This is a genomic window from Gelria sp. Kuro-4, assembly GCF_019668485.1.
Lineage (GTDB): Bacteria > Bacillota > DTU030 > DUMP01 > DUMP01 > DUMP01.
In genome coordinates this window covers 2,549,372-2,572,438 of sequence record NZ_AP024619.1, presented here as the reverse complement: position 1 = coordinate 2,572,438, position 23,067 = coordinate 2,549,372, and the positions used below count along the sequence as shown (strand labels likewise).

Sequence of the window (23,067 nt, the reverse complement as noted above, 5' to 3'; positions counted from 1 at the left end):
AAGGGAGGCAGATTCTTTGCGCGTTGGTATTGTAGGGGCCGGCCAGGGGGGCAGCCGGGTGCTGGCCGTGCTGCGGAACCTGCCGGAGGTGGAGATCGCCGGCATCTGCGACCGCAACGCAGCGGCGCCGGGGCTGGCCCTGGCCCGCGAGCTGGGGCTGCCGGTCTGGACGGACTGGCAGGAGCTCCTGGCGCAGCCGGGGCTGGACATGGTGATCGAGGTCACCGGCATTGCAGCCGTCCAGGAGGGCCTGCGCCAGGCGTTGCCGCCCGGCTGTCACCTGGTGGATGCCTGCAGCGCCCGGCTGCTCATCGAGGTGGCTGCCCGGGAAGAGGGGTTGGTGGCGAGGTTAAAGAGCACGGCCGAGGGCATCGCCCAAGCCGCCCGAACCATGGACGCTTCCCTGGCGGCCTGGGAAGAAAAATCCCGGGAGCTGGGTACCCAGTCCCGGGAGGTGGCGGCGGCCAGCGAACAGGCGGCCGCTGGAGCGGAGAACACGGCCGAAGTGCTGGCGGTGATCCGCAACCTGGCCCGCCAGACCAATATCCTGGGGCTCAACGCCAGCATTGAGGCGGCACGGGCCGGGGAGAGCGGCCGGGGCTTCGCCGTGGTGGCGGCCGAGGTTAGAAAGCTGGCGGCAGAGTCCGACGCAGCCGTGAAGAAGGTGGCCGCGGCGCTGGACGAGCTGCAGTCGTTTCTCGCCGGGGTGCGCACGTCCATGGAGCGGGCCGGTGCCCTCACGGAGGAGCAGGCCGCCCTGGCGGCTGAGATCAGCAAGGTGCTGGCCGAACTATCGGCCGAGGGAAGCAGACTTGCCGAACTGAGCGCCTAGCCCCTGAGTGGCAGCAGCTGCTCCACCAGGGCGCGGGCGGTGTTGAAGAGGAAAAAGCTATCTGCCCCGAGGGCCAGGTAGGTTACGCCGGCCCGTACCCAGCGGGCGGCGTCTTCGGCATTCAGGGCGAAGATGCCCACCGGTAGGCCGGCCTGCCTGGCCTTGGCGATGGTGACCTCCACCAGCTCCACCACGCGCGGGTGACCGAGCTGCCCTGGAAGGCCCAGCGACTGCGAGAGGTCGGCCGGGCCGATGAAGATGACGTCGATCCCCGGCACGGCCAGGATGTCGTCCAGGTTCTCCACGCCGAGCCTGTTTTCAATGTGAATGATAAGGAGCGGGTCCGCATTGGCCTCGGCGATGTACGCCTCTTGGTCCAGGGCGCCGAAGCGGGCCGCCCGGGTGCCGGGGGCGAAGCCGCGCTCCCCCTGCGGCCAGTAACGGGCGGCCTGCACTACGGCTGCCGCCTCGGCGCCGGTATTCACCTGCGGGACGTGCAGTCCCTTGGCTCCCAAATCGAGCGCACGCAGAATGAGCGTGGGCTCGTTTTTTGTCACCCGGACGATGGGCACAATCCCGGCGGCGTCGGCCGCCCGCAGCAGGCCGGGAAGGTGGTCCTGCCCGTGCGGGCCGTGTTCCATGTCGATCACCACAAAATCAAACCCCGCCGCCCCCAGGATCTCCACGCACTCCGGCCCGGTAAGCCAGTTGAAGGTGCCGAAGGCGGGCCGCTTCGCCTCCAGGAGCTGGCGCACGCGGTTTTTCTGCACTGTACATCCTTCCTTTCCCGCCGAACTTGGAACGCATAGCACGGCGGCGTGCTGCGCCGTGCGGGGTGACCCTGCCATCCTGCTTCTACCGTACGGCTTGGTCGGGTAGCATTTTTCAGGATAATTCGTAGTTCGCTTTCGGGAAAGTAAATCCTGCTGAACCGGCAGCTTACGCGACAATAAAAAAGCCGCCCGTGGGACAGGCGGCGCCTTCTTGACTCAAGCCGAGCGGCGGTGCCTAGGGTCGCTCGGCGTAGGTGGCGTAGGTGTCCAAAGATACTTCAACGACGCCACACTCGAAACCAGCCTTGGGGCTGGTACAGAAGAGGCGCAGGAACAGATTGTCCCCGCGGGCGTAGCCGGCCGGGAGAGAGAAGCTGAAGTAGCCCCAGTCCGGCGCCCCGCCCGCGGCCTGGACCTCGCCCCGGCGCACGACGGCCCCTGCGCCGCCGTCAGCCAGCACCTCCCAGTTGAGCGTCCCTTCCCATACCCGCACCGCGCCGCGTACCGTAAGTTCCGAACCCTTCACCACCGGGGCAAAGAGCTTGAGGTTAGGGGTCAATTCCGCAACCACGGGATCCAAGTGCTCCAGGCCCTGAAGCTGGGGGACGTAGACGTCACCCGTCCCTTGGAAGCGCACGGGCCGTTCGGCCTTGGGGATTGCGGCCAGCACGCAGGGGTAGGTAATGACCTGGGTGACTGCGGCGCCGGGCGCCGGGTTCCGGTACTTCACCTTTACCACGATTTCGTCCCCGGTGTCGACCACGCTTTCGATGTCCACCCCATACCCGCCGGTCGGCTTCATGCCGCGCGTCACGAGGAGGTAGGTCTGGTCACCCAGGGTAATGGTTTGAGCGAGCTCCAGCTCGCGCGAATGCTGCGCCAACTCTCGCACCGCCGGCGGGGCTTCGGTGACGCTGATTTTCTTGAGAGGCAGCTGCTTTTCCGGCTCGGGTTCAACGGGGGTGGCACCTGCCGGTGCGTCCAGGATGATGCTGCGCGTAGCCTGATCCCATGCCACCTTCAGGCCCAGGGACTCGGCGACGAAGCGCAGCGGTACGTAGTTGGTGCCGCTTAGGCTCAGGGCCGCCGGCACGTACGCCCGGCCGTTGAAATAGTAGCCCGGCCGGTCGCTGGGCTGAATCTTATCCCCGTGCAGCACAAACTGCACCTGGTTGACCGCCGCCGGTACAGTCTGGCTCCCGCTGAACCCCACGCCCACCACCGACAGAACTCCCACCAACACTCCCGCCACAAACTTGGGGTCAGGTATCAACTTCTTGACGTTTCTTGCAAAACCGCCGATCATCCGCTTCCACCTCTCCTTCCGGGTCATATCCACTGCCCTCGTTTTTGGTAATCCCTTGTCGGGAGGGACACCGCTCGTTCCCCGAGCTCGCTCAATGGAGCACCTGGTTCGGTACGCAGGCCGAGCACGCCGGTTGGCCTTCCCTTTTATTAGACGCAACACGCCGTTTCAAGTTCCCTGAAAAAGTTCTTCGGGGAAGGGCGTGAAGGGCTGGGGCGGCGCATAGGATGAGGGGAAAAAGGCAAGAAAGGAAGGCGAGGTATGCGGGAACTCTTGGTGGCAACTTCCGTAACCGACGTTTGGAGCGCCCCGGGCGCCGGGGCGACGAGGGAACGCTTCACACAGGTGCTCTTGGGCGACCGGGTGGTGGTGCTTATGGAGAAAGACGGCTGGGTGTACGGCCGTGTCCCGGACGGGTATACCGGTTGGCTCAGCCGGGAGGCCCTCTCCACCCCGGCACTTGTGCCGGGACAGCGCCGGGCGACGGTGACGGTACCCGTAGCGGTTTTTCGCCCTGCACGCAGCCCTCACACCGCCGGGGGCCTTTTCCCTTCCCAGGCCTTCCTCGGTACCCGTCTGCCGGAGCTTGAGCGCACGGGCGAAGAGGTTTTGCTGGCGCTGCCCGGTGGCCGCTCTGCGTACCTTCCCGCCGCTGCTGTGTCTCCTCCCGCGCCTGCTCTGAACGGGCCGCCGACCTCAGCTCCGGCGCCGGGACAACTGCTGGAATACGCTCTGACACTTCTAGGGACTCCTTATCTCTGGGGCGGCGTTACGGCCGCAGGGGTAGATTGTTCGGGCCTGGTCTACATCGCCTACCGCACGGCGGGAATCGACCTGCCGCGCGACGCCGACCAGCAGTACAAGTGCGGTTGGGCCGTGACCCAGCCGCTGGCCGCAGGCGATCTGGTCTTTTTTGCCACGGAGGAGCCGGGCTTTCCGGCCCACGTAGGCCTCTACCTGGGCCGGGGGCGCTTTCTCCATGCCTCTAGCCGCCTGGGTGGGGTGGTGGTGACCTCCTTGAACGCTCCTTTTTACCGGGAGCGCTACCTGGGGGCGCGCCGGGTGGTCACGCAAGAAGGATTTGCCGCGGGCGAAGGCGAAGTTACCAGGCGAATAATTATCTAAGGAGCGATAAACGTGCCCTACCGGTTCCTGGCCCTGGACTTGGACGACACGCTGCTGGGCGAGCAGGAAAGCATCTCGCCGCGTAACCGCGAAGCCATCCGCGCCGCCCAGGCGCGCGGCGTGGTGGTGACGCTGGCAACCGGTCGCATGTACGCATCGGCGCGCGTGTTTGCCGAAGAGCTGGGTGTGGTGGTGCCGCTCATCACCTACAACGGCGCCCTCATCAAAGACAACGCCGGCCGGGTTTACCTGGACCGGCCCCTGCCGCTTCCGGCCGCCCGCATCGCCCTGGACGTGGCCCGGGAACACAACATCCACGTCAACCTGTTTCTGGAGGACGTACTTTACGTGGACCGGGACGATGAGTGGACCGAGCGCTACCGCCGCTCGAACGGCGTTACCCCGCATTTCGTACCGGACCTGGCGGCTGTGCTTACCCGGGCGCCCAACAAGGTGCTTCTTGTGGCAAAAGCGGAGAAGCTCGCGGCACTGCGCCCCGAACTGGCCGCGCGCCTCGGCCCGGCGGCGCACATCACCAGCTCCAAGCCCACCTTCATCGAAGTCATCCACCCCCAGGTTTCTAAAAAAAGCGGCCTCGCGTATCTCCTGTCCTCCTTCGGCATTCCCGCCGCCGAGGCCGTTGCCGTCGGCGACAACTACAACGACCTGGAGATGATTAACCTGGCCGGACTGGGCGTGGCCATGGGCAACGCGCCGGCGGAGGTCCGGGCCGAGGCCGACTACGTCACCGCGAAAAACACCGAAGACGGCGTCGCACAGGTGATTGAGCGGTTTCTCCTGAGCTGAGGCAGGGTAGGCCGTCATCCTGCCGGCGGCACCGGCGGAGTGCGTTGGAAGCGGGGGTGTGGGATTCTCGCGGGCGGAAACAGAGCGAGTGGCGGAGAGTCTGCAGCTAGGCGGCCGCTCGAAGGCGGAGCCGAGGAGGAGACTCTCCACGAGCTCTCTGGGAAGCGAGCGAGAACCCACCCCGCGGACAAGCAGGCCGGGCGCCTCCCGGGGCATACTAATACGGTAGGGATTTCCTGATTCCCAGCGAACAAGGAGGCCGCCTGCGTGCAGATCTTCGCCGACTACCACACCCACTCCGAGTACAGCCACGGCCGCGGCAGCATCGTAGGCAACCTGCGCGCCGCCCAGCAGCGCGGTTTGAAAGCCATCGCCATTACCGACCATGGCCCGGCCACCGCCTTCGGCATGGGTGTGCCGGACGAAAGGACGCTCCTTAAGATCAAAGCGCGCTTGCGCTCCTTGGCGCCGCACTTCCCCGGCCTGCGCATCCTGGCCGGCGTAGAGGCCAATGTCATCACCCTGGACGGCGACCTGGACGTCTCGGACCGGGTGCTGGCCGAGCTCGACGTTGTCCTCGTGGGCCTGCATCCCACCATTTTGCCCAAAACGCTCCGGGATGCCGCCGGGCTCATCGGTGTGAACGCCCTGAGCCGCTATCTTAAAGAGGCCCGCCGCCTGGCCCGCCGCCTGAACACCCGGACCCTCATCCGGGCGGTGGAGCGGCACCGCATCGACATCATCACCCACCCGGGCTGGAGGCTCTCCATCGACACGCGGGCGCTGGCGCGGGCCTGCGCCGCGTGCGGTACGGCCCTTGAGATCAACGCCGCTCACGGTTTCCTTTCCCGCGAGTACGTCCGCGTGGCGGCCGCCGAAGGCGTGCGCTTTGCAATCGGCAGCGATGCCCACAGCCCGTCCTGCGTGGGGCGCCTGGAGGCGGGCATTGCCGTGGCCGAGGCGCTGGGCCTCAGACCCGAGCAGATCATCAACGCCGAGCCGCCGCAGTCGGCTCAGGAGGTGAAATAATGCCTTCCAACGCCCAGGACTTTGTCATTGTGACCGGGCTTTCGGGGGCGGGCAAGTCCTCGGCCGTGCGCGTGCTCGAGGACCTGGGGTATTTCTGCGTCGACAACCTGCCGCCCGACCTGGCGCCCAAGTTCGCCGAGCTGTGCCTGCAGTCCCGGGGGCAGGTGCGCAAGGTGGCCCTGGGGATTGACATCCGCGGGGGCGGGTTCTTCGACCATGTCTTCGATAGCCTGGCGACCCTGGAGCAGATGGGCCTCAGGTACCGTATTCTCTTTCTCGAGGCGTCCGATGCCGCCCTGGTCCGCCGTTTCAAAGAGACGCGCCGCCGTCACCCGCTGGCACCCGAGGGGCGCGTGGTCGACGGCATCGCTGCCGAGCGGGCCCGGATGGAGGAGCTCAAAAGCCGGGCCACCCATGTGATCGATACCAGCAACATGACGGCGGCCCAGCTGCGCGAGGAGCTGCGCACCATCTTCGCCGAAGGCGAGGACCTGGAGCGCCTCCTTGTCACCCTGGTCACCTTCGGCTTCAAGCAGGGCCTACCCCTGGATGCGGACATGGTTTTTGACGTGCGCTTTTTGCCCAACCCATATTATATCGAGGCGCTGCGGCCCCACACCGGGCAGGAGGAGCCGGTGCGCAACTATGTGCTCAAATGGCCTGTCACCAAGAACTTCCTGAACAAGGTGCTCAACCTGCTGGATTTTTTGATCCCCTATTTTATCAAAGAAGGAAAAAGCAGCCTGGTGATCGGCATCGGTTGCACCGGGGGGCGGCACCGCTCGGTAGCCATCGCCGAAGAGCTGGCCCGCCTGCTGGCGGCCAACAACCACCGCGTGCTGGTGCAGCACCGGGATATGGAAAAGGACGTGGGGGCATGATGTTCGCCCTGCTCAGTTTAATCTGCGGAATCAGCGCCTTGAGCCTGGGCCTGGCGGCGCTCTTCCCGCCCGCCGTTGCCGCCTGGCCGGCCTGGTGGGGCGGGGCGGCTGTTTTTTTCGGCCTTTCAGCTATTGCCGCCGGGCTCACCGCCGCCTGGCGGGGACTGAAGCGTTACCTGCCGCCCCAGCGCGGGGGTGGGCTGGTCAGTTTCCTCACCGAGGAACGGCAACGGCGGCGCGGCCCGCGGGTGGTGGCGCTGGGGGGCGGTACCGGCCTCTCCACCCTGCTTCGGGGCCTCAAGGAGTACACCGACAACATCACCGCCATTGTCACCGTAACGGATACCGGCGGCAGTTCAGGCCGCCTGCGGGAAGAGCTCGGGGTGCTGCCCCCCGGGGACATCCGGAGCTGCCTGGTGGCCCTGGCCGACACCGAGCCTTTGATGGAGCGGCTTTTCCAGCACCGCTTTACCGCCGGCACGGGCCTCGCCGGCCACAGCTTCGGCAACCTCTTTTTGGTGACCATGAGCGAGGTGGTGGGGGACTTCGAGCTGGCCATCAAGGAAACCAGCCGGGTGCTGGCGGTACGCGGTCAGGTACTGCCCTCGACGCTGACGAGCACCACCCTGGAAGCTGAATACACAGACGGCAGCCGTGCCCGGGGCGAGACCAACATCGTGCGCTTGGGACAGACCATCCGGCGGCTGGCGCTCGACCCGCCGGACGCCAAGCCCCTGCCCGAGGCTCTGGAGGCGTTGGCCCAGGCCGACCTCATCGTCCTCGGCCCGGGAAGCCTCTATACCAGCGTCCTCCCGAACCTCCTCGTCCCGGACCTGGCGGCAGCCATCCGCACCAGCCGTGCCCTCAAGGTTTACGTTACCAATGTCATGACCCAGCCCGGTGAAACGGACGGCTACACCGCCGCCGACCACGTACGCGCCTTGATTGAACACGCCGGCCCCGGCATCATCGAATGGGTGCTGGTGAATAGTGAGCGTGCGGCACCCGAGGTCCTGGCGCGCTACCGCGAAGAGGGTGCCCGGCCGGTGAAGATCGACCGGCGGGCGCTGGCCCGCCTGCGCGTGCGCTCCCAGGAAGCGCCGCTCCTTTCCCAGGACAGCGTGGCCCGGCACGACCCGGACAAACTGGCGCGGGCCCTGCTGGGGCTGCTGGCTGAGGCAAGGTAGGGGGGCAGAGTATGGAAGAAACCTTTTCCCTACGGGTAAAGGAAGAACTGGCCCGTAGCGAGGCGGCGCGGCCGTGCTGCGAGCGGGCCGAGCTCCTCGGCCTTATCCGGGCGGGCGGGGTGCTGGAGGCCGGCCAGAAGGGCCTCACGCTCCGGATCACCACCGAAAGCCCGGCGGTGGCGCGGCGGCTGTTTTTGCTCCTCAAGAAAATCTCCGGCCTTAAGGCCGAGATAGCAGGACGACCACGCCGCATCCACCACCACACCCTGTACAGCGTCACCATGCCGGCGCAACCCGGCCTGAAGGAGTTTCTCAGCCGGCTGGGTTTTCTCCAGCTGGAGAGACGGCCGGTGCCGGCGGTGGTCGCGGCTGAAGACTGCTGCCGGCGCGCCTACCTGAAGGGCTTTTTTCTCGGGGCGGGGTCCATCAGCAACCCGGAGCGGGCCTATCACCTGGAGCTGGTCACCGGCAGCCGCGTGCACGCCGGGCGCCTCATCCGCCTCTTGCGTGCCCTGGGCCTGAAAGCCCGGCGGGTGGAACGCAAGGGCTACCACGTGGTTTACCTGAAAGAAAGCGAAGAAATCGCCGCCCTGCTCACCCTCCTGGGTGCAGTGCAGAGCCGCCTGGAGCTGGAAAACGTGCGCGTGGTTAAAGGCATGCGCAACCAGGTGAACCGGCTGGTGAACTGCGAAACGGCCAACCTGTCCAAGACGGTGGAGGCGGCCTGCCGGCAGGTGGAAAACATCCGCTTCCTGGTACAGCGGGTAGGGCTGGAAAACCTGCCGGAGCGCCTGCGGGAGGTGGCGCGCCTGCGGCTGGAGTACCCGGAGGCCACCCTCCGGGAGCTCGGGACGCAGCTGCGGCCGCCGCTGGGCAAGTCCGGGGTGAACCACCGCCTGCGGCGGCTGGAGGAAATGGCTGCGGACCTGCGCCGTACTTCGGGTTCTGGGGAAAAGAGCGGCGCATACACTGGTTAAGGGACCGGCAACCTGAAACGAAAAAGAAGGTTTTCAACGATTTATGCCGAATTCTTAATCAAAAGAAGCGGATCGGGGCGAATACCCAAGAGAGATGGGGAGAGGGGTACGGTTAGCATGGGTATGGCCTTCAGTCTCACCCTGGAACAGACCCAGAAACTGGTGATGACACAGGAACTGCGGCAGGCGATCTCGATCCTGCAGCTTCCAACCCAAGAGCTTTTGGATTACGTGGAAGAGGAGCTGGAGGAAAACCCGCTCCTGGAGCTTTCCGAGGATGACACCCGGCCGGACCCGCCGGTGGCGGAGCCGGAGGCGGAGGCGGAAACTGAGTGGGCCGACCGGTTGGAGGGAGGAAGCGACCTGCCCTGGCCGTCAGGCCCCGCAAGCCGTGAGGAGGCGCCGGCCTGGGAGAACTTTATCAGCCGCGAAACCACGCTGGCGGAGCACCTGGCGGGCGAGTGGCGGGTCACCGCCCGCACCCGGGAGGAGCTCAGGATCGGCCTTTTTATCATCGGCAACCTGGATGAACACGGCTACCTGCGCTCCGGCGTGACAGAGATGGCCCAAGCCCTCAACGTACCGCGCTTTCGCATCCTGCGCGTGCTCCGGGGGATTCAACGGCTCGACCCGCCGGGCGTCGGCGCGCGCAGCCTGGAGGAGTGTCTGCTTATTCAGGCCCGGGCGCTGGGCCGGCTCAGCCCGCCGGTGCGCCGGGTGATCAAGGGTTACCTGCGCGACCTCGCGGAAGGGAAGCTTACGCGCGTAGCTTCCGACCTGGGGCTCAGCCTGGAAGAGGTCCAGGCGATCCGCGATTTCATCCGCACCTTGGACCCGAAGCCCGGCAGGAGGTACGCGTCGGGGGAAGAGATCCAGTACGTGGTCCCGGATGTCAGCGTGGAGAAGGTGGAGGGCGAATACGTCATTTTGGTGAATGACGCCGCTGCCAGCCGCCTGACACTGAACAACTATTACCGCCGCCTACTCGCTCACCCGGGCGAGTGCGACCCGAACACGCGCCGTTACCTGGAGCACAAGCTGAATTCCGCCCTCTGGCTGATCCGCAGCATTGAGCAACGCCGCCGCACCGTGTACCGCATTGTCGAGGTGCTGCTCAGGCGCCAGCGGGCCTTCTTCGACTACGGTGTGCGTTACCTGCAGCCCCTGACCCTGCGGCAGGTGGCTGAAGAGATCGGCATGCACGAATCCACGGTGAGCCGGGCCACGGCCAACAAGTTCATCCAGACACCCCAGGGCGTCTTTCCCCTGCGCTTTCTTTTCGGCAGCGGCGTCGAGAGTGCCGGCGGCACCGCTGCGGCCGCCGAATCGGTGAAACGCCTGCTGGCGGATTTCGTGGCCAAGGAAGACCCGCGCCACCCGCTCAGCGACCAGAAGCTTGCCGAGCTTCTCGGGCAGCGGGGGATCAGCGTTTCCCGGCGTACCGTGGCCAAGTACCGGGAAGAAGCCCGGATCCCTTGTTCCGCCAGCCGCCGTCGTTTCGCCTGAGATTTAAGATAGAGGCGGCCGTGGGAAAATATTTATCGCCAGGCAGGAATTCCTCCACAAAGAAAGAATTATGTTAAGGGATAGGGAGGAGGCCTTTTTTCTTGGCTCTCGTGGGACAAATCAGGGAGACGCGGGACATAAATCGCCCCACAAGTGAAGTCGACCTGCGTCTGGTGGCCGGCCTGCAGCAGCGGTTGGTGCCGGAACTGATAGAGGCTCTTTCCAAGAGGTATACTATCCTACGCACCGTGTCCCTGCTGCAGCCGGTTGGGCGGCGCGTGCTGGCTCAGGAACTCGGCAGCACCGAGCGCCGGCTTCGGGCCGAGGTAGAGTTTTTGCGCGCGCAGGGGCTGGTTGCAGCCAGCAATCTGGGCATGACCCTTACACCGGCGGGTGCCGAGCTGGTGGAAGAGCTGGCCCTTTACATGCGTGAAGTACACGACCTGACGCGCCGCGAACAGGCCCTGGCTCAGCACCTGGGTTTAGAGCGGGTGATCGCCGTGCCCGGCGACAGCGATACCAGTGAGACAGTGCAGAAAGACATGGGGCGGGCCGCGGCGCAGCACCTGAAAGCCATTTTAGCCGAAGGCATGGTGCTGGCCGTCTCCGGCGGCACCACCCTGGCCAGAGTGGCGGCGGCGCTCTTACCCGCCAATTACCACGGCCGCGTCACCGTGGTGCCGGCGCGCGGTGGCATGGGTGAAGACCTGGGCAAACAGGCTGGTACCATTGCCGCCAAGATCGCCGCCAAGCTCAACGCCACGCACCGCCTGTTGCACCTGCCTGATTGGCTGGGAGAAAAGGCGGCCGCGGCCCTGGCCCAGGAGCCGGAGATAAAAGAGGTACTGGAGCTGGGACGTTCGGCCTCGGTACTGCTCCTCGGCATCGGAGCGGCGCAGGCCATGGCCCGGCGGCGGCACCTCCGGCCTGACCAGCTCAGCCTCTTGGAACAGCTGGGGGCGGTGGGGGAGACCTTCGGCTACTACTTCAACCGCCGGGGCGAAATAGTGTATGTGACACCCAGTACGGGCCTCAAACTGGAGAACATCAAGCAGATCGAGCACGTCATCGCCGTTGCCGGTGGGGCCAGCAAGGCGGAGGCCATACTCGCCGTTCTTTCTTACAGGTTCCCGCCGCTCACCCTGGTCACGGATGAGGGAGCCCTCACCGGGATGTTGAACCTTCTGGAAAGGGGGTAAGGAAGGGAGCTAAACCAGAACCCGAAAGAGCATCTTGGGCAAGAAAAGGAGGAAGAGTCATGACTGTTAAAGTGGCCATCAATGGGTTCGGCCGTATCGGCCGGCTGTTCTTCCGGGCGGCGCTTTCCAACCCCAGCCTCGAGGTCGTTGCCATTAACGGCGTGCGCGACAACGCCATGTCCGCCCACCTCCTCAAATACGACTCCCTCTACGGCCGCCTCGCCTATGAGGTGGAGGCAACGGAGAACGGGATCAAGGTGGACGGGCGCGAGATCAAAACCTTCAACATCCGCGATTCCTTCGAGTATCCCTGGGGCGAGTTGGGCGTCGATGTGGTGCTGGAGTCCACCGGCAAAATACGGGACCGCGAAAAAGCCGGCTACCACATCCAGTCCGGTGCCAAGAAGGTGGTGATCTCAGCGCCGGCGAAGGGCGAAGACATAACCATCGTCCTCGGTGTCAACGAGGAGATGTACGATCCGAAAAAGCACCATATCATCTCCAACGCCTCCTGCACCACCAACTGCCTGGCCCCTGTGGCCAAGGTGGTCCATCAGAACTTCCATATTGTCAAGGGTCTCATGACCACCGTCCACTCCTATACCAATGACCAGGTGATCCTGGACGCGAACCACAAAGACCTCCGGCGCGCGCGGGCGGCCGCCTACTCCATTATCCCCACCACCACGGGCGCGGCCAAGGCTGTGGCGCTGGTGTTGCCGGAGCTCAAGGGCAAACTCAACGGTTTTGCCCTGCGGGTGCCCACGCCTACCGTCTCCATCACCGACCTGGTGGCCGAGGTGGAAAAGGAGGCTTCGGTGGAGGAGATCAACGCTGCGCTCAAGGCGGCGGCGGAGGGACCCATGAAGGGTATCCTGGGCTACAGCGAGGAACCGCTCGTTTCGGCCGACTTCCGCGGCTCGTCACTCTCCTCCATCGTCGATGCGCCGCTCACCATGGCCATCGGCAACATGGTGAAGGTGGTGGCCTGGTACGACAACGAGTGGGCCTATTCCTGCCGTTGCGCGGATCTCATTGCCTACATCGGCAGACAGGGCCTGTAAAAGCGGTACCTCCAGGAGGTTATGGAGCATGGCAAAAAAAACCCTGCGGGACATCCCGGTCATCGGCAAACGGGTGTTGGTGCGGGTGGACTTCAACGTGCCGCTCAAAGACGGGCAAGTGGCGGATGACACGCGCATCCGGGCCGCTGTGCCCACCATCGAGTACCTGCGCAAGTATGGGGCCAAGATCATCCTGGTTTCCCACCTGGGCCGCCCCAAGGGCAAGGTGGTGCCAGAGCTCCGGCTGGATCCTGTGGCCCGGCGCCTGGAGGAGGTTCTGGGTGTGCCGGTGAAGAAGCTCGACGAAGCCGTCGGGCCGGCGGTGGAACAGGCGGTGCAGGCGCTGCGCGGGGGTGAGGTACTCCTCCTGGAGAACATTCGCTTTTATCCGGGGGAGGAGAAAAACGACCGCGAGCTGGCCGCGGGCCTGGCCAAGCTGGCTGAGGTGTATGTAAACGATGCCTTTGGTACCGCGCACCGGGCCCATGCCTCCACCGCCGGGGTGGCCGAGTTCCTCCCGGCCGTGGCCGGCTTCCTCATGGAGAAGGAACTCAAGATGCTGGGCGGCGTGCTGGAGGACCCGGAGCGGCCCTTTGTGGCCGTCCTGGGCGGAGCCAAGGTTTCGGATAAGATACTGGTGCTGAAGAACCTGGTGAGCCGGGTGGACACCCTCATCGTGGGCGGCGGCATGGCGTTTACCTTCCTGGCCGCCCAGGGGTACGGCGTCGGCCGGTCGCTCCTGGAAGAAGACAAGATCCCGGTGGCCAAGGAGACCATGGCGGCCGCCGCCGAGCGCGGCGTGCACCTCTTGCTGCCGGTGGACACCGTGGTGGCGCCGGAGGTGAGCGACAAGGCAGTCACCCGGGTAGTGCCGATTTCGGCCATCCCGGCGGACCAGATGGGACTCGACATCGGACCGGAAACGCGGAAGCTGTACGCTGAAGCCATCGCCGGGGCGCGCACGGTGCTCTGGAACGGGCCCATGGGGGTGTTTGAGCTGACGCCCTTTGCCGCCGGCACTCAGGCCGTAGCCCAGGCGGTGGCCGACTCGGGCGCCATCAGCGTGGTGGGCGGCGGCGATTCGGCGGCGGCCGTGGAGAGGTTCGGTCTGGCCGACCGCATGAGCCACATCTCCACCGGCGGCGGTGCCTCGCTGGAGTTCTTAGAAGGACGCGAGCTGCCGGGTGTGGCGGTACTTCAGGACAGGTAGGCGCCCCCGCCTCCCCTGCCTCGGCGCGCGGGCATCCACCTGCGGCGCCGACGACCTGAGGGCGAACGAACTTGGCTCGCTCAAGGCGCGGGTCCAACTCGCCCTGCGGGCTCAGGCCATGCCCACGCTTTCCTTCGTTCGCCTGCGCTCTTCTCAATGACGGTACGCAGGGCGCCGTGCGGGGGATGGCCCTCGGCCTCATCGGCCGCTGAACCGAGTTCTACGTTAACGTATTTTCAGGGTAGAAGGTGAAAGAATGCGCAGGCCGATCATTGCCGGCAACTGGAAGATGCACAAGACCGTAGCTGAGGCCCTGGCGCTGGTCCGGGAACTGGCCCCCCAGGTGGCGGGGGAGGAAAGGGTGGAAGTGGTGGTGTGCCCGCCCTTCACCGCCCTCCATGCCGTGGCTCAGGCGCTGGCCGGCACCCGGATCGCCCTGGGCGCCCAGAACCTGTTCTGGGAGGAACAGGGCGCCTTCACCGGCGAGGTTTCCCCGCTCATGCTCAAAGACGTGGGCGTCAAGTACGTCATCGTCGGTCACTCGGAGCGGCGCGCCTACCAGCGCGAGAGCGACGAGGAAGTGGCGAAAAAGCTCACGGCGGCCTTCCGGGCGGGCCTCACGCCCATTCTCTGCGTCGGTGAACAGCTGGCGGAGCGCGAAGCCGGGCGGGCGGAGACCGTGGTGGGTGCCCAGCTTGCGGCCGACCTTACGGGACTCGACGGAGCGGCGGTGCAAAAGCTGGTGATCGCGTACGAGCCCATCTGGGCCATCGGCACAGGACGCTCCGCGCAGCCGGAGGATGCAGCGGCCATGGCGGCCTTCATCCGCCGTAAGATCGAGACGGCCTTTGGGAAAGAGGCGGCAGCCGCCCTGCGCATCCAGTACGGGGGCAGCGTTTCCCCTGCCAACAGCCGCGAGTTTTTGACTCAGGAAGGCATCGACGGGGCCCTGGTGGGCGGCGCCAGCCTGAAGGCGGACAGCTTCGCCGCCATTGTGGCTGCCGCCCACAAGTAGGTACGACTATGAAGAGAGGGAGGCCGTTTCGTGACAGGCGCGCTGCGACCGGTGGTCCTCATTGTGCTGGATGGGTGGGGTGAGCGCCGCGAGCGGGAAGGCAACGCTGTGGCCCTGGCCCGCACTCATAACCTGGAGAGCTATGTCCAAAAGTACCCGCATACCCTCCTGGGCGCCGCAGGCGAGGATGTGGGCCTGCCGGCGGGGCAGATGGGGAACTCCGAGGTGGGGCACCTCAACCTGGGTGCCGGGCGCATCGTTTACCAGGAGCTTACCCGCATCAGCCGGGCCATCCGCACGGGTGAGTTCTTCACCAACCCGGTGCTTACCGCGGCCATGGCCCAAGCGCGCGGCCGCAGCCTGCATCTTTTAGGTCTCCTCTCCGACGGCGGCGTACACAGCCATATCGAGCACCTCCTCGCCTTGCTGGAGCTCGCCCGCGGGAGCGGCCTGGATAAGGTTTGCGTGCACGCCTTTTTGGACGGCCGCGATGTGCCGCCGGCCTGTGCCGAGCGCTATCTCAAAGAGCTGGAAGAAAAGTGCGCCGCCCTGGGCGTGGGTGAAATAGCCAGCATCAGCGGCCGGTACTATGCCATGGACCGGGACAAACGCTGGGAGCGCACGGCGCTGGCCTACCGCGCGCTGGTGGCGGGGGAGGGCGAGACGGCGCCGTCCGCCCAAGCGGCGCTCCAGGCCGCCTACGCCCGCGGCGAAACCGACGAGTTTGTCCGGCCGACGGTGCTGGTGCGGCCCGACGGTTCGCCGCGCGGCCGCATCGCGGACGGCGATACGGTGATCTTTTTCAACTTCCGCCCGGACCGCGCCCGGCAGCTGAGCCACGCCCTGGTGGATGCAGACTTCGGCGGCTTCGACCGGGGCCCCGCACCGCCCCGGGTGCACTTTGTCTGCCTTACGCAGTACGAAGAAACCCTGCCCGCGCCGGTGGCCTTCCCACCGGAAGAACTGCACGCGACGCTGGGTGAGTGCCTGGCGGAGCGGGGATTGAGGCAGCTCCGGATCGCCGAGACGGAAAAGTACGCCCACGTTACCTTCTTTTTCAGCGGCGGCGAAGAGAAGCCCTTCCCCGGCGAGGAGCGGCGCCTCGTTCCCTCGCCCAAGGTGGCGACGTACGATCTCAAGCCGGAAATGAGCGCCTACGAGGTGACGGCGGCCGTGCTGGAAGAGCTGGCGGCTGAGAAGTTTGACCTGGTGGTCTTAAACTATGCCAATGCGGATATGGTGGGGCACACGGGGGATCTTCCGGCGGCCGTCCGGGCGGTGGAGGCAGTGGATGATTGCCTCGGGCGGGTGGTCACGGCGGTCCTTAAGCAGGGCGGGGCGGTGCTGATCACGGCCGATCACGGCAACGCCGAGGAGATGATGGATCCGGCCACGGGCCAGCCGCATACCGCCCACACCACCAACCCGGTGCCCTTTATCCTGGTGACCCCGGAACCCGCGGCCTGGGGCGTGCGCCCTGGCCGCCTGGCTGATGTGGCTCCCACCATTCTCGAGCTCCTCGGCCTGCCCCGGCCGGCGGCCATGACGGGCAGGTCGCTCCTCATAAGAAAGGAAAAGGTAGGCAAGGAGGGAAATCCGTGAGTTCTTTTACCGCCATCGTCGATGTTTTCGCCCGCGAGATCCTGGATTCCCGCGGTAATCCCACGGTCGAGGTGGACGTCACCCTGGAAGACGGCACCGTCGGCCGCGCAGCCGTGCCCTCGGGTGCGTCCACCGGCACGCGGGAAGCCGTGGAACTAAGGGACGGCGATAAGGAGCGCTACCTAGGCAAGGGCGTGCAAAAGGCCGTGGCCAACGTGAACGATACCCTGGCCCAGGAACTTACCGGTATGGACGCCGTGGACCAGGTGGCCATCGATAATCTCATGCTTGAACTGGACGGCACGCCCAACAAGGGCAAGCTCGGGGCCAACGCCATCTTGGGCGTATCGCTGGCCGTGGCCAAGGCGGCGGCCCAAAGCCTGGAGCTGCCCCTCTTCCGCTACATCGGCGGCACCTCCGCCCGGACGCTGCCGGTGCCCCTGATGAACATCTTGAACGGCGGCAAGCATGCCGACAACAACGTGGACATCCAGGAGTTCATGGTGGTGCCGGCGGGAGCGCCCAGCTTCGCTGAGGCCCTGCGCCTGGGCGCCGAGGTGTTCCACAGCCTGAAGAAAGTGCTGAAGGAAAGAGGGCTGGCCACCGGCCAAGGCGATGAAGGCGGGTTTGCCCCGGACCTGAAGTCCAACGAAGAGGCCCTGGAGCTTCTGGTGGAGGCCATCACCAAGGCCGGCCTTAAGCCGGGCGAAGATGTCTACCTGGCCATCGACGCGGCGGCGTCCGAGCTGTACCGGGACGGGCGCTACGTCTTGGCCGGCGAGGGCAAAACGCTGACGGCGAGTGAGCTGGTTGACTTCTACGCCCGTCTGGCGGAGCGCTACCCGATTATCTCCTTGGAAGACGGCCTGGCGGAGGACGACTGGGAAGGCTGGCAGGAGCTCACGGCCCGGCTGGGCGGCAGGCTGCAGCTGGTGGGCGACGACATCTTCGTCACCAACACGGAGCTCATCAGCCGCGGCATCGCCCAGAAGGTGGCCAACTCCGTGCTCATCAAGGTGAACCAGATCGGCACCCTCACCGAGACCCTGGCGGCCATCGAGATGGCCAAGGGGGCCGGCTACACCGCCGTGGTATCGCACCGCTCGGGCGAGACGGAGGACACCACCATCGCCGACATTGTGGTGGCGGCGAACACGGGGCAGATTAAAACGGGCGCACCCTCGCGCTCCGAGCGTGTGGCCAAGTACAACCAGCTGCTGCGCATCGAGGAGCTCCTCGCCGGCAGCGCCCTCTTCCCCGGCCGCGCCGCGTTCCGGGTCTCCTCTCATTCGTAAGTCGTTAGTAGCCAGTGATTGGTGGACCCCCGAGGATCACGTTAATAGTTGACAACCCACTACCGACGACTCACGACCTCCTTGGTCGTGGGTCGTTAGTAGTTAGTAGGCGGTGGCGCAGGTAAAAACTGTGGGCCTGGACCGCCGAGGGTTGCCTTCATAACCAACAGCCAACCACCAACGACTCACGCCCCTTCGTTGCCATCTGTTTCGTTCTATGCTACAATAGGGTGGATGTAACGGCGTGGACAACCTGGCCAGGCATAAGCAGGGTAGGCCAGGGCAATAATGGAGGTGATGCGGGTGCTGCGAACCGTTCTTCTAGTGGTCTTTGTCCTCGTTTCCCTCGGCCTCATCGCTCTGGTTTTACTGCAGTCCGGCAAGTCCGCCGGCCTTTCCGGTAGCATTGCAGGCGGGGCCGAAACCTTCTTCGGCAAGAAGAAAGGGATCAACGAGAAGCTGGAGTCCTGGACCAAGTACATTGCCTTCGCCTTCATGGTTCTGGCGCTGCTTCTAACCATCCTTTAGAAGGGGCGGGCACTTACCTGAAGGTAGGTGCTCTTACTTTTCCAAGAAATCTCTTCAGGACGTTACAGAGGAGGCGAACTTAAGGAATGGAGTCCCTTGTTATCCTGGCACCGGCTGCCGGGCTGCTCGCGCTGGCCTTTGCGCTCTTTCTCACTCTGCGGGTGGTGAGGGCGGAGGCGGGCACCGCCCGCATGCAGGAGATCGCCGCAGCCATCCACGAAGGAGCCATGGCTTTTCTCATGCGCGAGTACCGGGTGCTGGCGGTCTTCATCACCGTTCTCTTCATCGTTCTTGCTTTTGCCATCAACATTCAAACGGCCGTCTGCTTTTTGTTCGGGGCACTTTGTTCCATCGGCGCCGGATTCATCGGTATGAATGTCGCCACCCAGGCCAACGTGCGCACTGCCAACGCCGCCCGGCAGGGGCAGGGGCAGGCGCTGACCATCGCCTTCTCCGGCGGCGCGGTGATGGGGATGTCCGTGGTGGGGCTGGGGCTTTTGGGTCTCGGGATTTTCTACATAATCTTCCGGGATCCCACCATCGTTAACGGCTTCGGGCTGGGCGCCAGCTCCATTGCTCTCTTTGCGCGCGCCGGCGGCGGGATTTACACCAAGGCCGCCGACGTCGGCGCGGACCTTGTCGGCAAAGTGGAAGCAGGTATCCCCGAGGACGATCCGCGCAACCCGGCCGTCATCGCCGACAACGTGGGCGATAACGTGGGCGACGTGGCCGGCATGGGCGCTGATCTCTTTGAGTCTTACGTTGGTTCGGTCATCGCCGCCATGTCCATCGGTGTACTAAGCTTCGGCCTCAACGGGGTTCTGCTGCCGCTCCTGCTGGCCGCCACGGGAATTGTCGCCAGCATTATCGCTACTTTCTTCGTGCGCGGCGGCGAGGGCGCCAATGCCCGCCTGGCCCTGCGCAACGGCACCTTTGGTAGCGCGGTCCTGGTGGCGGTGATCAGCTATTTTCTCACCCGGGCCGTCCTGGGGAGCAGCGGGCCCTTCCTGGCCACGGTGGCGGGCCTGGCGGCCGGCGTGGTGATCGGCCTCATCTCCGAGTACTACACCTCGGCCGACTATAAGCCCACCCAGGGTATCGCGCAGTCGTCGCAAACCGGTCCGGCTACCACCATCATCACCGGGCTGGCGGTGGGTATGGCCAGCACCGGCTGGCCCGTTGTCATGATCGCCGCAGCGATCTATGTGGCCCACGCCTTTGCCGGCCTCTACGGGATTGCCTTGGCCGGTGTGGGTATGCTTTCCACCACCGGCATGACGGTGGCGGTGGACGCCTACGGCCCGGTGGCCGATAACGCCGGCGGTATTGCCGAAATGGCGGAACTGGACCCGGGCGTCCGCCAGATCACGGACACCCTGGACTCGGTGGGCAATACCACCGCTGCCATCGGCAAGGGCTTTGCCATCGGTTCGGCAGCCCTCACCGCGCTCGGCCTCTTCGCCGCCTACGCTGCTTCGGTGGGGCTGACCGAGACCGGCCTCAGCATCCTGGATGCCCGCGTGACGGTGGGCCTTTTCATCGGCGGTGTGCTGCCGTTCCTCTTCTCGTCCATGACCATGCAGGCCGTCGGGCGTGCGGCCTTCCACATGATCGAGGAAGTACGGCGCCAGTTTAGAGAGATCAAGGGCCTTATGGAGGGCAAAACCCGCCCGGATTATGCCCGCTGCGTGGACATCAGTACGGCGGCGGCCCTCAGGGAAATGATCGTGCCCGGCCTGATGGCCGTGGTGGTGCCGCTGGCGGTGGGCCTGGTGCTGGGCAAGGAAGCCCTGGGCGGGCTGCTGGCCGGTGCGCTGGTCACCGGCGTGCTGCTCGCCATTCAGATGGCCAACTCCGGCGGTGCCTGGGACAACGCCAAGAAGTTCATTGAGAGCGGCAACTACGGGGGCAAAGGCACTCCCGCCCACGCTGCGGCGGTGGTGGGCGATACCGTGGGCGATCCCTTCAAGGACACCGCCGGGCCCTCGCTCAACATCCTGATCAAGCTGATGACCATCGTCTCGCTCGTGTTTGCCCCCCTGTTCCGCTGAGGAACGGTCCGGCACGGCCGGACCCACAGGCGGGGAGAAGATTGTTATAAAACTGATAAAAAATCTTTGGCCGGGCACTGATTGACGTAAACGTAACAAAGGTGCTACACTGAGGGTGAACTCAGGGTGGCACCTTTTTTCGCGTCGAATTCATTGTTGCAGTGCTGAGACACTTGACCGGAGCGGGGTAAAGGGGGATGGCCGGAAAAAGACGAGGCGGGAGGATCATGAAAACTGAGGGTCATAGCGCACCACGTATTGTCGAAAAGTTGACAAAGAGGAGGGACCCGGCCGTGCCTGATGAAGGCGTAACGAGTGGGCGGCGTTTTGTAGCGGTAAACGAGATCTTGGAAAAACACCGGCGCCGTCCGGAAGAACTCGTGGCCATCCTGCAGGAGGTGCAGGAGGTCTACCGTTACCTGCCGGAAGAGGTGCTCACCTATGTGGCGACCAGCATGGGGCTGACGCCGGCCCGGGTATTCGGCGTGGCCACCTTCTACGAGAATTTCTCCCTCGAACCTAAAGGCAAGTACGTCATCCGTGTCTGCGACGGGACAGCCTGCCACGTGCGGCACTCGGCGCCCATCCTGGCTGCGCTGCGCGAGCGGCTGGGACTGAAGGATGGCCGGAACACCACGCCTGATCTAACCTTCACCGTGGAGACGGTGGCCTGCCTGGGGGCCTGTGCCTTGGCACCGGTGGTGACCATCAACGGGAAGGTGCATGGGCAGGCCACGCCGGAGGCGATTGTGGCGCTCATCGACGAGCTGGCGAAGGGGGAGAGGGAGTCGTGATCAAGTCGGTAGAAGAGCTTAAGCAGGCGGCTGCGGCCTTCCAGAAAGCCCTCGGCCGCGCCTGGCGCCGGGTGCTCGTCTGTCACGGTACAGGCTGTGTGGCCAATGGTTCCCCGGCGGTGTATGAGGCGCTGCGCCGGGAACTTACTGCGCGTGGCATCACCGCCGACCTGGCGTACCTTTTGGAACACGAGGAAGAAGCCACCCCGGCGGACGTAAAGAGGAGCGGCTGCCACGGGTTCTGCCAGATGGGTCCTTTGGTGCGCATTGAGCCGGAGGGTTACCTTTACCTGCATGTGGTTCCGGAAGACGCTCCTGAGATTGTCGAAGAGACGGTCCTCAAAGGCAGGCTCGTCGAGCGTCTTACCTATGCTCTGCCTGGAACGGACCGGCACTTCGCCCGGGAGGAAGAGATCCCCTTTTACCAAAAGCAACAGCGGCGCACCCTGGCGGACTGCGGGCGCATCGATCCGGAAGACATCCGCGAGTACATCGCCTGCGGCGGCTACCAGGGGCTGGCCCGGGCGCTCACGGAGTTCACCCCGGAGACGGTCTGCCAGGAGGTGCTGGCGGCCGGCCTGCGCGGCTTGGGCGGGGCGGGTTTCCCGGCCGGCAAGAAGTGGGAGGCGGTGCGCCGGGCCCCGGGCGGGAAAAAGTACGTGGTGGCCAACGGCGACGAGGGTGACCCGGGCGCTTTCATGGATCGCAGCGTTATGGAGGGCGACCCGCATAAAGTCTTGGAAGGCATGCTCATCGCCGGTTACGCCGTGGGCGCCGGCGAAGGCTATATCTATGTGCGCGCGGAGTATCCGCTGGCCGTGGAGCGCCTTACCAAGGCCATTGCCGCCGCCGAGGAGTGGGGCTTTTTAGGCGACAATATCCTCGGCACCGGCTTTTCCTTCCGGCTGCACATCAACAAGGGTGCCGGGGCCTTTGTCTGTGGCGAGGGGACGGCGCTTGTCTCCTCCATCGAGGGGCAGCGGGGCATGCCGCGCACGCGCCCGCCGCGCCTGGCGCAAAAAGGCCTTTTCGGCTGCCCTACCCTGCTTAACAACGTGGAAACCCTGGCCAATGTGCCGTTCATCCTGCGGGAGGGGGCGGCGGTCTTCAGCCGGGTGGGGACGCCGACCAGCCACGGTACCAAGGCCTTTGCCCTCACCGGCAACGTGGCCAACACCGGCCTCATCGAAGTGCCCATGGGGACGACGCTGGGCGAGGTCATCTTCGACATCGGCGGCGGTATCCGCGGCGGCCGGAACTTCAAGGCGGTGCAGATCGGTGGGCCGTCCGGGGCGTGCCTGACCGCCGAACACTTGAATCTGCCCCTTGACTTTGAATCCCTCAAGCGGGCCGGAGCCATGATGGGCTCGGGCGGCCTCGTGGTGATGGACGACCACACCTGCATGGTGGAGGTGGCCCGCTTCTTTATGGACTTCACGCAGCGCGAGTCTTGCGGCAAGTGCATCCCCTGCCGGGAAGGCACGGGCCGCATGCTGGAGATCCTGGAAAAGATCGTCGGCGGCCGGGGGACGGAGGAGGACCTGGCCCTCCTGGAGGAACTGGCGGTAACGGTGAAGGAGACCTCGCTCTGCGGTCTTGGCCAGACGGCGCCGAACCCGGTGCTCTCCACGTTGCGCCACTTCCGGGACGAGTACCTGGCCCACGTGCGCGACAAGCGCTGTCCGGCGGGTGTGTGCCGCGCCCTGCGCCGCTTTGTGATTAACCCGGAGCAGTGCCGCGGCTGCGGCCGCTGCGCGCGGGTCTGTCCGGCCGGCGCCGTGAGCGGCCGGGTGAAGAGCCCCTTTACCATCGATCCCGATCGCTGCCTGCGCTGCGGAGCCTGCGAGAAGGCCTGTGCCTTCCATGCCATCGAGGAGGTGAACTGA

The 23,067-nt window shown here is 65.3% G+C and carries 20 protein-coding genes; 18 read left to right on the top strand and 2 right to left on the bottom strand.

The window, feature by feature from the left end; genetic code table 11:
* Positions 1 to 16 precede the first annotated feature (16 nt).
* Positions 17 to 832, top strand: coding sequence for a methyl-accepting chemotaxis protein (locus K5554_RS14590; protein ID WP_305038861.1), 816 nt, complete (start codon positions 17 to 19; stop codon positions 830 to 832).
* Here the strand turns inward: K5554_RS14590 and K5554_RS12855 are convergent.
* Both K5554_RS12855 and K5554_RS12850 read right to left on the bottom strand, forming a co-directional pair.
* Entirely contained in the window at positions 829 to 1,602 is a 774-nt protein-coding gene (locus K5554_RS12855; RefSeq protein ID WP_221038853.1) for an HpcH/HpaI aldolase/citrate lyase family protein, read from the bottom strand. The two genes, K5554_RS14590 and K5554_RS12855, sit on opposite strands and share 4 nt — an antisense overlap.
* 238 nt (positions 1,603 to 1,840) lie before the next feature.
* Positions 1,841 to 2,938, bottom strand: coding sequence for a protease complex subunit PrcB family protein (locus K5554_RS12850; protein ID WP_221038852.1), 1,098 nt, complete (start codon positions 2,936 to 2,938; stop codon positions 1,841 to 1,843).
* Positions 2,939 to 3,172: 234 nt separating this feature from the next.
* Here K5554_RS12850 and K5554_RS12845 point away from each other — a divergent pair, with 234 nt between their 5' ends.
* The 17 genes from K5554_RS12845 (at position 3,173) to K5554_RS12765 (ending at position 23,067) form a co-directional block, all read left to right on the top strand.
* Positions 3,173 to 4,036, top strand: a complete 864-nt coding sequence (locus tag K5554_RS12845; RefSeq protein WP_221038851.1) for a C40 family peptidase — start codon at positions 3,173 to 3,175, stop codon at positions 4,034 to 4,036.
* Between the two features lie 12 nt (positions 4,037 to 4,048).
* A complete protein-coding gene (locus K5554_RS12840) occupies positions 4,049 to 4,843 on the top strand; it encodes a Cof-type HAD-IIB family hydrolase (protein WP_221038850.1) in 795 nt (264 codons plus the stop codon).
* 267 nt (positions 4,844 to 5,110) lie between these two features.
* Positions 5,111 to 5,872 carry a PHP domain-containing protein gene (locus K5554_RS12835; RefSeq protein WP_221038849.1) on the top strand — a complete coding sequence of 254 codons (762 nt, stop codon included), beginning with the start codon at positions 5,111 to 5,113 and terminating at the stop codon, positions 5,870 to 5,872.
* Positions 5,872 to 6,753: an RNase adapter RapZ gene (gene rapZ / locus K5554_RS12830; protein ID WP_221038848.1), complete on the top strand. Its 882-nt coding sequence runs from the start codon at positions 5,872 to 5,874 to the stop codon at positions 6,751 to 6,753. Before K5554_RS12835 ends, rapZ begins: the two co-directional genes overlap by 1 nt.
* Positions 6,750 to 7,940: a YvcK family protein gene (yvcK, locus tag K5554_RS12825; protein WP_255565407.1), complete on the top strand. Its 1,191-nt coding sequence runs from the start codon at positions 6,750 to 6,752 to the stop codon at positions 7,938 to 7,940. The genes rapZ and yvcK overlap by 4 nt, the downstream gene beginning before the upstream one ends.
* Positions 7,941 to 7,951: 11 nt before the next feature.
* Positions 7,952 to 8,917 (top strand): DNA-binding protein WhiA, encoded by a 966-nt coding sequence (gene whiA / locus K5554_RS12820; protein WP_221038847.1) that lies wholly within the window; start codon positions 7,952 to 7,954, stop codon positions 8,915 to 8,917.
* A 117-nt stretch (positions 8,918 to 9,034) separates the two neighbouring features.
* Positions 9,035 to 10,423, top strand: a complete 1,389-nt coding sequence (gene rpoN, locus K5554_RS12815; protein ID WP_221038846.1) for an RNA polymerase factor sigma-54 — start codon at positions 9,035 to 9,037, stop codon at positions 10,421 to 10,423.
* Between the two features lie 110 nt (positions 10,424 to 10,533).
* Positions 10,534 to 11,622 (top strand): sugar-binding transcriptional regulator, encoded by a 1,089-nt coding sequence (locus tag K5554_RS12810; protein WP_255565630.1) that lies wholly within the window; start codon positions 10,534 to 10,536, stop codon positions 11,620 to 11,622.
* 59 nt (positions 11,623 to 11,681) lie between these two features.
* Positions 11,682 to 12,686 carry a type I glyceraldehyde-3-phosphate dehydrogenase gene (gene gap, locus K5554_RS12805; protein WP_221038844.1) on the top strand — a complete coding sequence of 335 codons (1,005 nt, stop codon included), beginning with the start codon at positions 11,682 to 11,684 and terminating at the stop codon, positions 12,684 to 12,686.
* Positions 12,687 to 12,714: 28 nt separating this feature from the next.
* A complete protein-coding gene (gene pgk, locus K5554_RS12800) occupies positions 12,715 to 13,896 on the top strand; it encodes a phosphoglycerate kinase (RefSeq protein WP_221038843.1) in 1,182 nt (393 codons plus the stop codon).
* A gap of 256 nt (positions 13,897 to 14,152) precedes the next feature.
* The gene (tpiA, locus tag K5554_RS12795; RefSeq protein ID WP_221038842.1) at positions 14,153 to 14,911 is read left to right on the top strand and encodes a triose-phosphate isomerase; all 759 of its coding nucleotides are present in this window, start codon (positions 14,153 to 14,155) and stop codon (positions 14,909 to 14,911) included.
* A 30-nt stretch (positions 14,912 to 14,941) separates the two neighbouring features.
* On the top strand, positions 14,942 to 16,513 hold the full coding sequence (gpmI, locus tag K5554_RS12790) for a 2,3-bisphosphoglycerate-independent phosphoglycerate mutase (protein WP_221038841.1): 1,572 nt from the start codon (positions 14,942 to 14,944) through the stop codon (positions 16,511 to 16,513).
* On the top strand, positions 16,510 to 17,808 hold the full coding sequence (gene eno / locus K5554_RS12785) for a phosphopyruvate hydratase (protein ID WP_221038840.1): 1,299 nt from the start codon (positions 16,510 to 16,512) through the stop codon (positions 17,806 to 17,808). Before gpmI ends, eno begins: the two co-directional genes overlap by 4 nt.
* Before the next feature lie 297 nt (positions 17,809 to 18,105).
* A complete protein-coding gene (secG, locus tag K5554_RS12780) occupies positions 18,106 to 18,336 on the top strand; it encodes a preprotein translocase subunit SecG (protein ID WP_370636908.1) in 231 nt (76 codons plus the stop codon).
* Positions 18,337 to 18,422: 86 nt separating this feature from the next.
* Positions 18,423 to 20,387, top strand: coding sequence for a sodium-translocating pyrophosphatase (locus K5554_RS12775; RefSeq protein ID WP_221038838.1), 1,965 nt, complete (start codon positions 18,423 to 18,425; stop codon positions 20,385 to 20,387).
* A 293-nt stretch (positions 20,388 to 20,680) separates the two neighbouring features.
* Positions 20,681 to 21,181 carry an NAD(P)H-dependent oxidoreductase subunit E gene (locus K5554_RS12770; protein WP_221038837.1) on the top strand — a complete coding sequence of 167 codons (501 nt, stop codon included), beginning with the start codon at positions 20,681 to 20,683 and terminating at the stop codon, positions 21,179 to 21,181.
* Positions 21,178 to 23,067, top strand: coding sequence for an NADH-ubiquinone oxidoreductase-F iron-sulfur binding region domain-containing protein (locus tag K5554_RS12765; protein ID WP_370636907.1), 1,890 nt, complete (start codon positions 21,178 to 21,180; stop codon positions 23,065 to 23,067). The genes K5554_RS12770 and K5554_RS12765 overlap by 4 nt, the downstream gene beginning before the upstream one ends.

Excerpts from the sequence above, each read along its gene's own strand:
- K5554_RS12850 (WP_221038852.1), bottom strand. The coding sequence starts at position 2,938 with ATGACCCGGAAGGAGAGGTGGAAGCGGATGATCGGCGGTTTTGCAAGA.
- whiA (WP_221038847.1), top strand. The coding sequence starts at position 7,952 with ATGGAAGAAACCTTTTCCCTACGGGTAAAGGAAGAACTGGCCCGTAGC.
- secG (WP_370636908.1), top strand. The coding sequence starts at position 18,106 with ATGCGGGTGCTGCGAACCGTTCTTCTAGTGGTCTTTGTCCTCGTTTCC.
- yvcK (WP_255565407.1), top strand. The coding sequence starts at position 6,750 with ATGATGTTCGCCCTGCTCAGTTTAATCTGCGGAATCAGCGCCTTGAGC.
- rpoN (WP_221038846.1), top strand. The coding sequence starts at position 9,035 with ATGGGTATGGCCTTCAGTCTCACCCTGGAACAGACCCAGAAACTGGTG.
- tpiA (WP_221038842.1), top strand. The coding sequence starts at position 14,153 with ATGCGCAGGCCGATCATTGCCGGCAACTGGAAGATGCACAAGACCGTA.
- K5554_RS12845 (WP_221038851.1), top strand. The coding sequence starts at position 3,173 with ATGCGGGAACTCTTGGTGGCAACTTCCGTAACCGACGTTTGGAGCGCC.
- gap (WP_221038844.1), top strand. The coding sequence starts at position 11,682 with ATGACTGTTAAAGTGGCCATCAATGGGTTCGGCCGTATCGGCCGGCTG.
- K5554_RS12775 (WP_221038838.1), top strand. The coding sequence starts at position 18,423 with ATGGAGTCCCTTGTTATCCTGGCACCGGCTGCCGGGCTGCTCGCGCTG.
- pgk (WP_221038843.1), top strand. The coding sequence starts at position 12,715 with ATGGCAAAAAAAACCCTGCGGGACATCCCGGTCATCGGCAAACGGGTG.
- rapZ (WP_221038848.1), top strand. The coding sequence starts at position 5,872 with ATGCCTTCCAACGCCCAGGACTTTGTCATTGTGACCGGGCTTTCGGGG.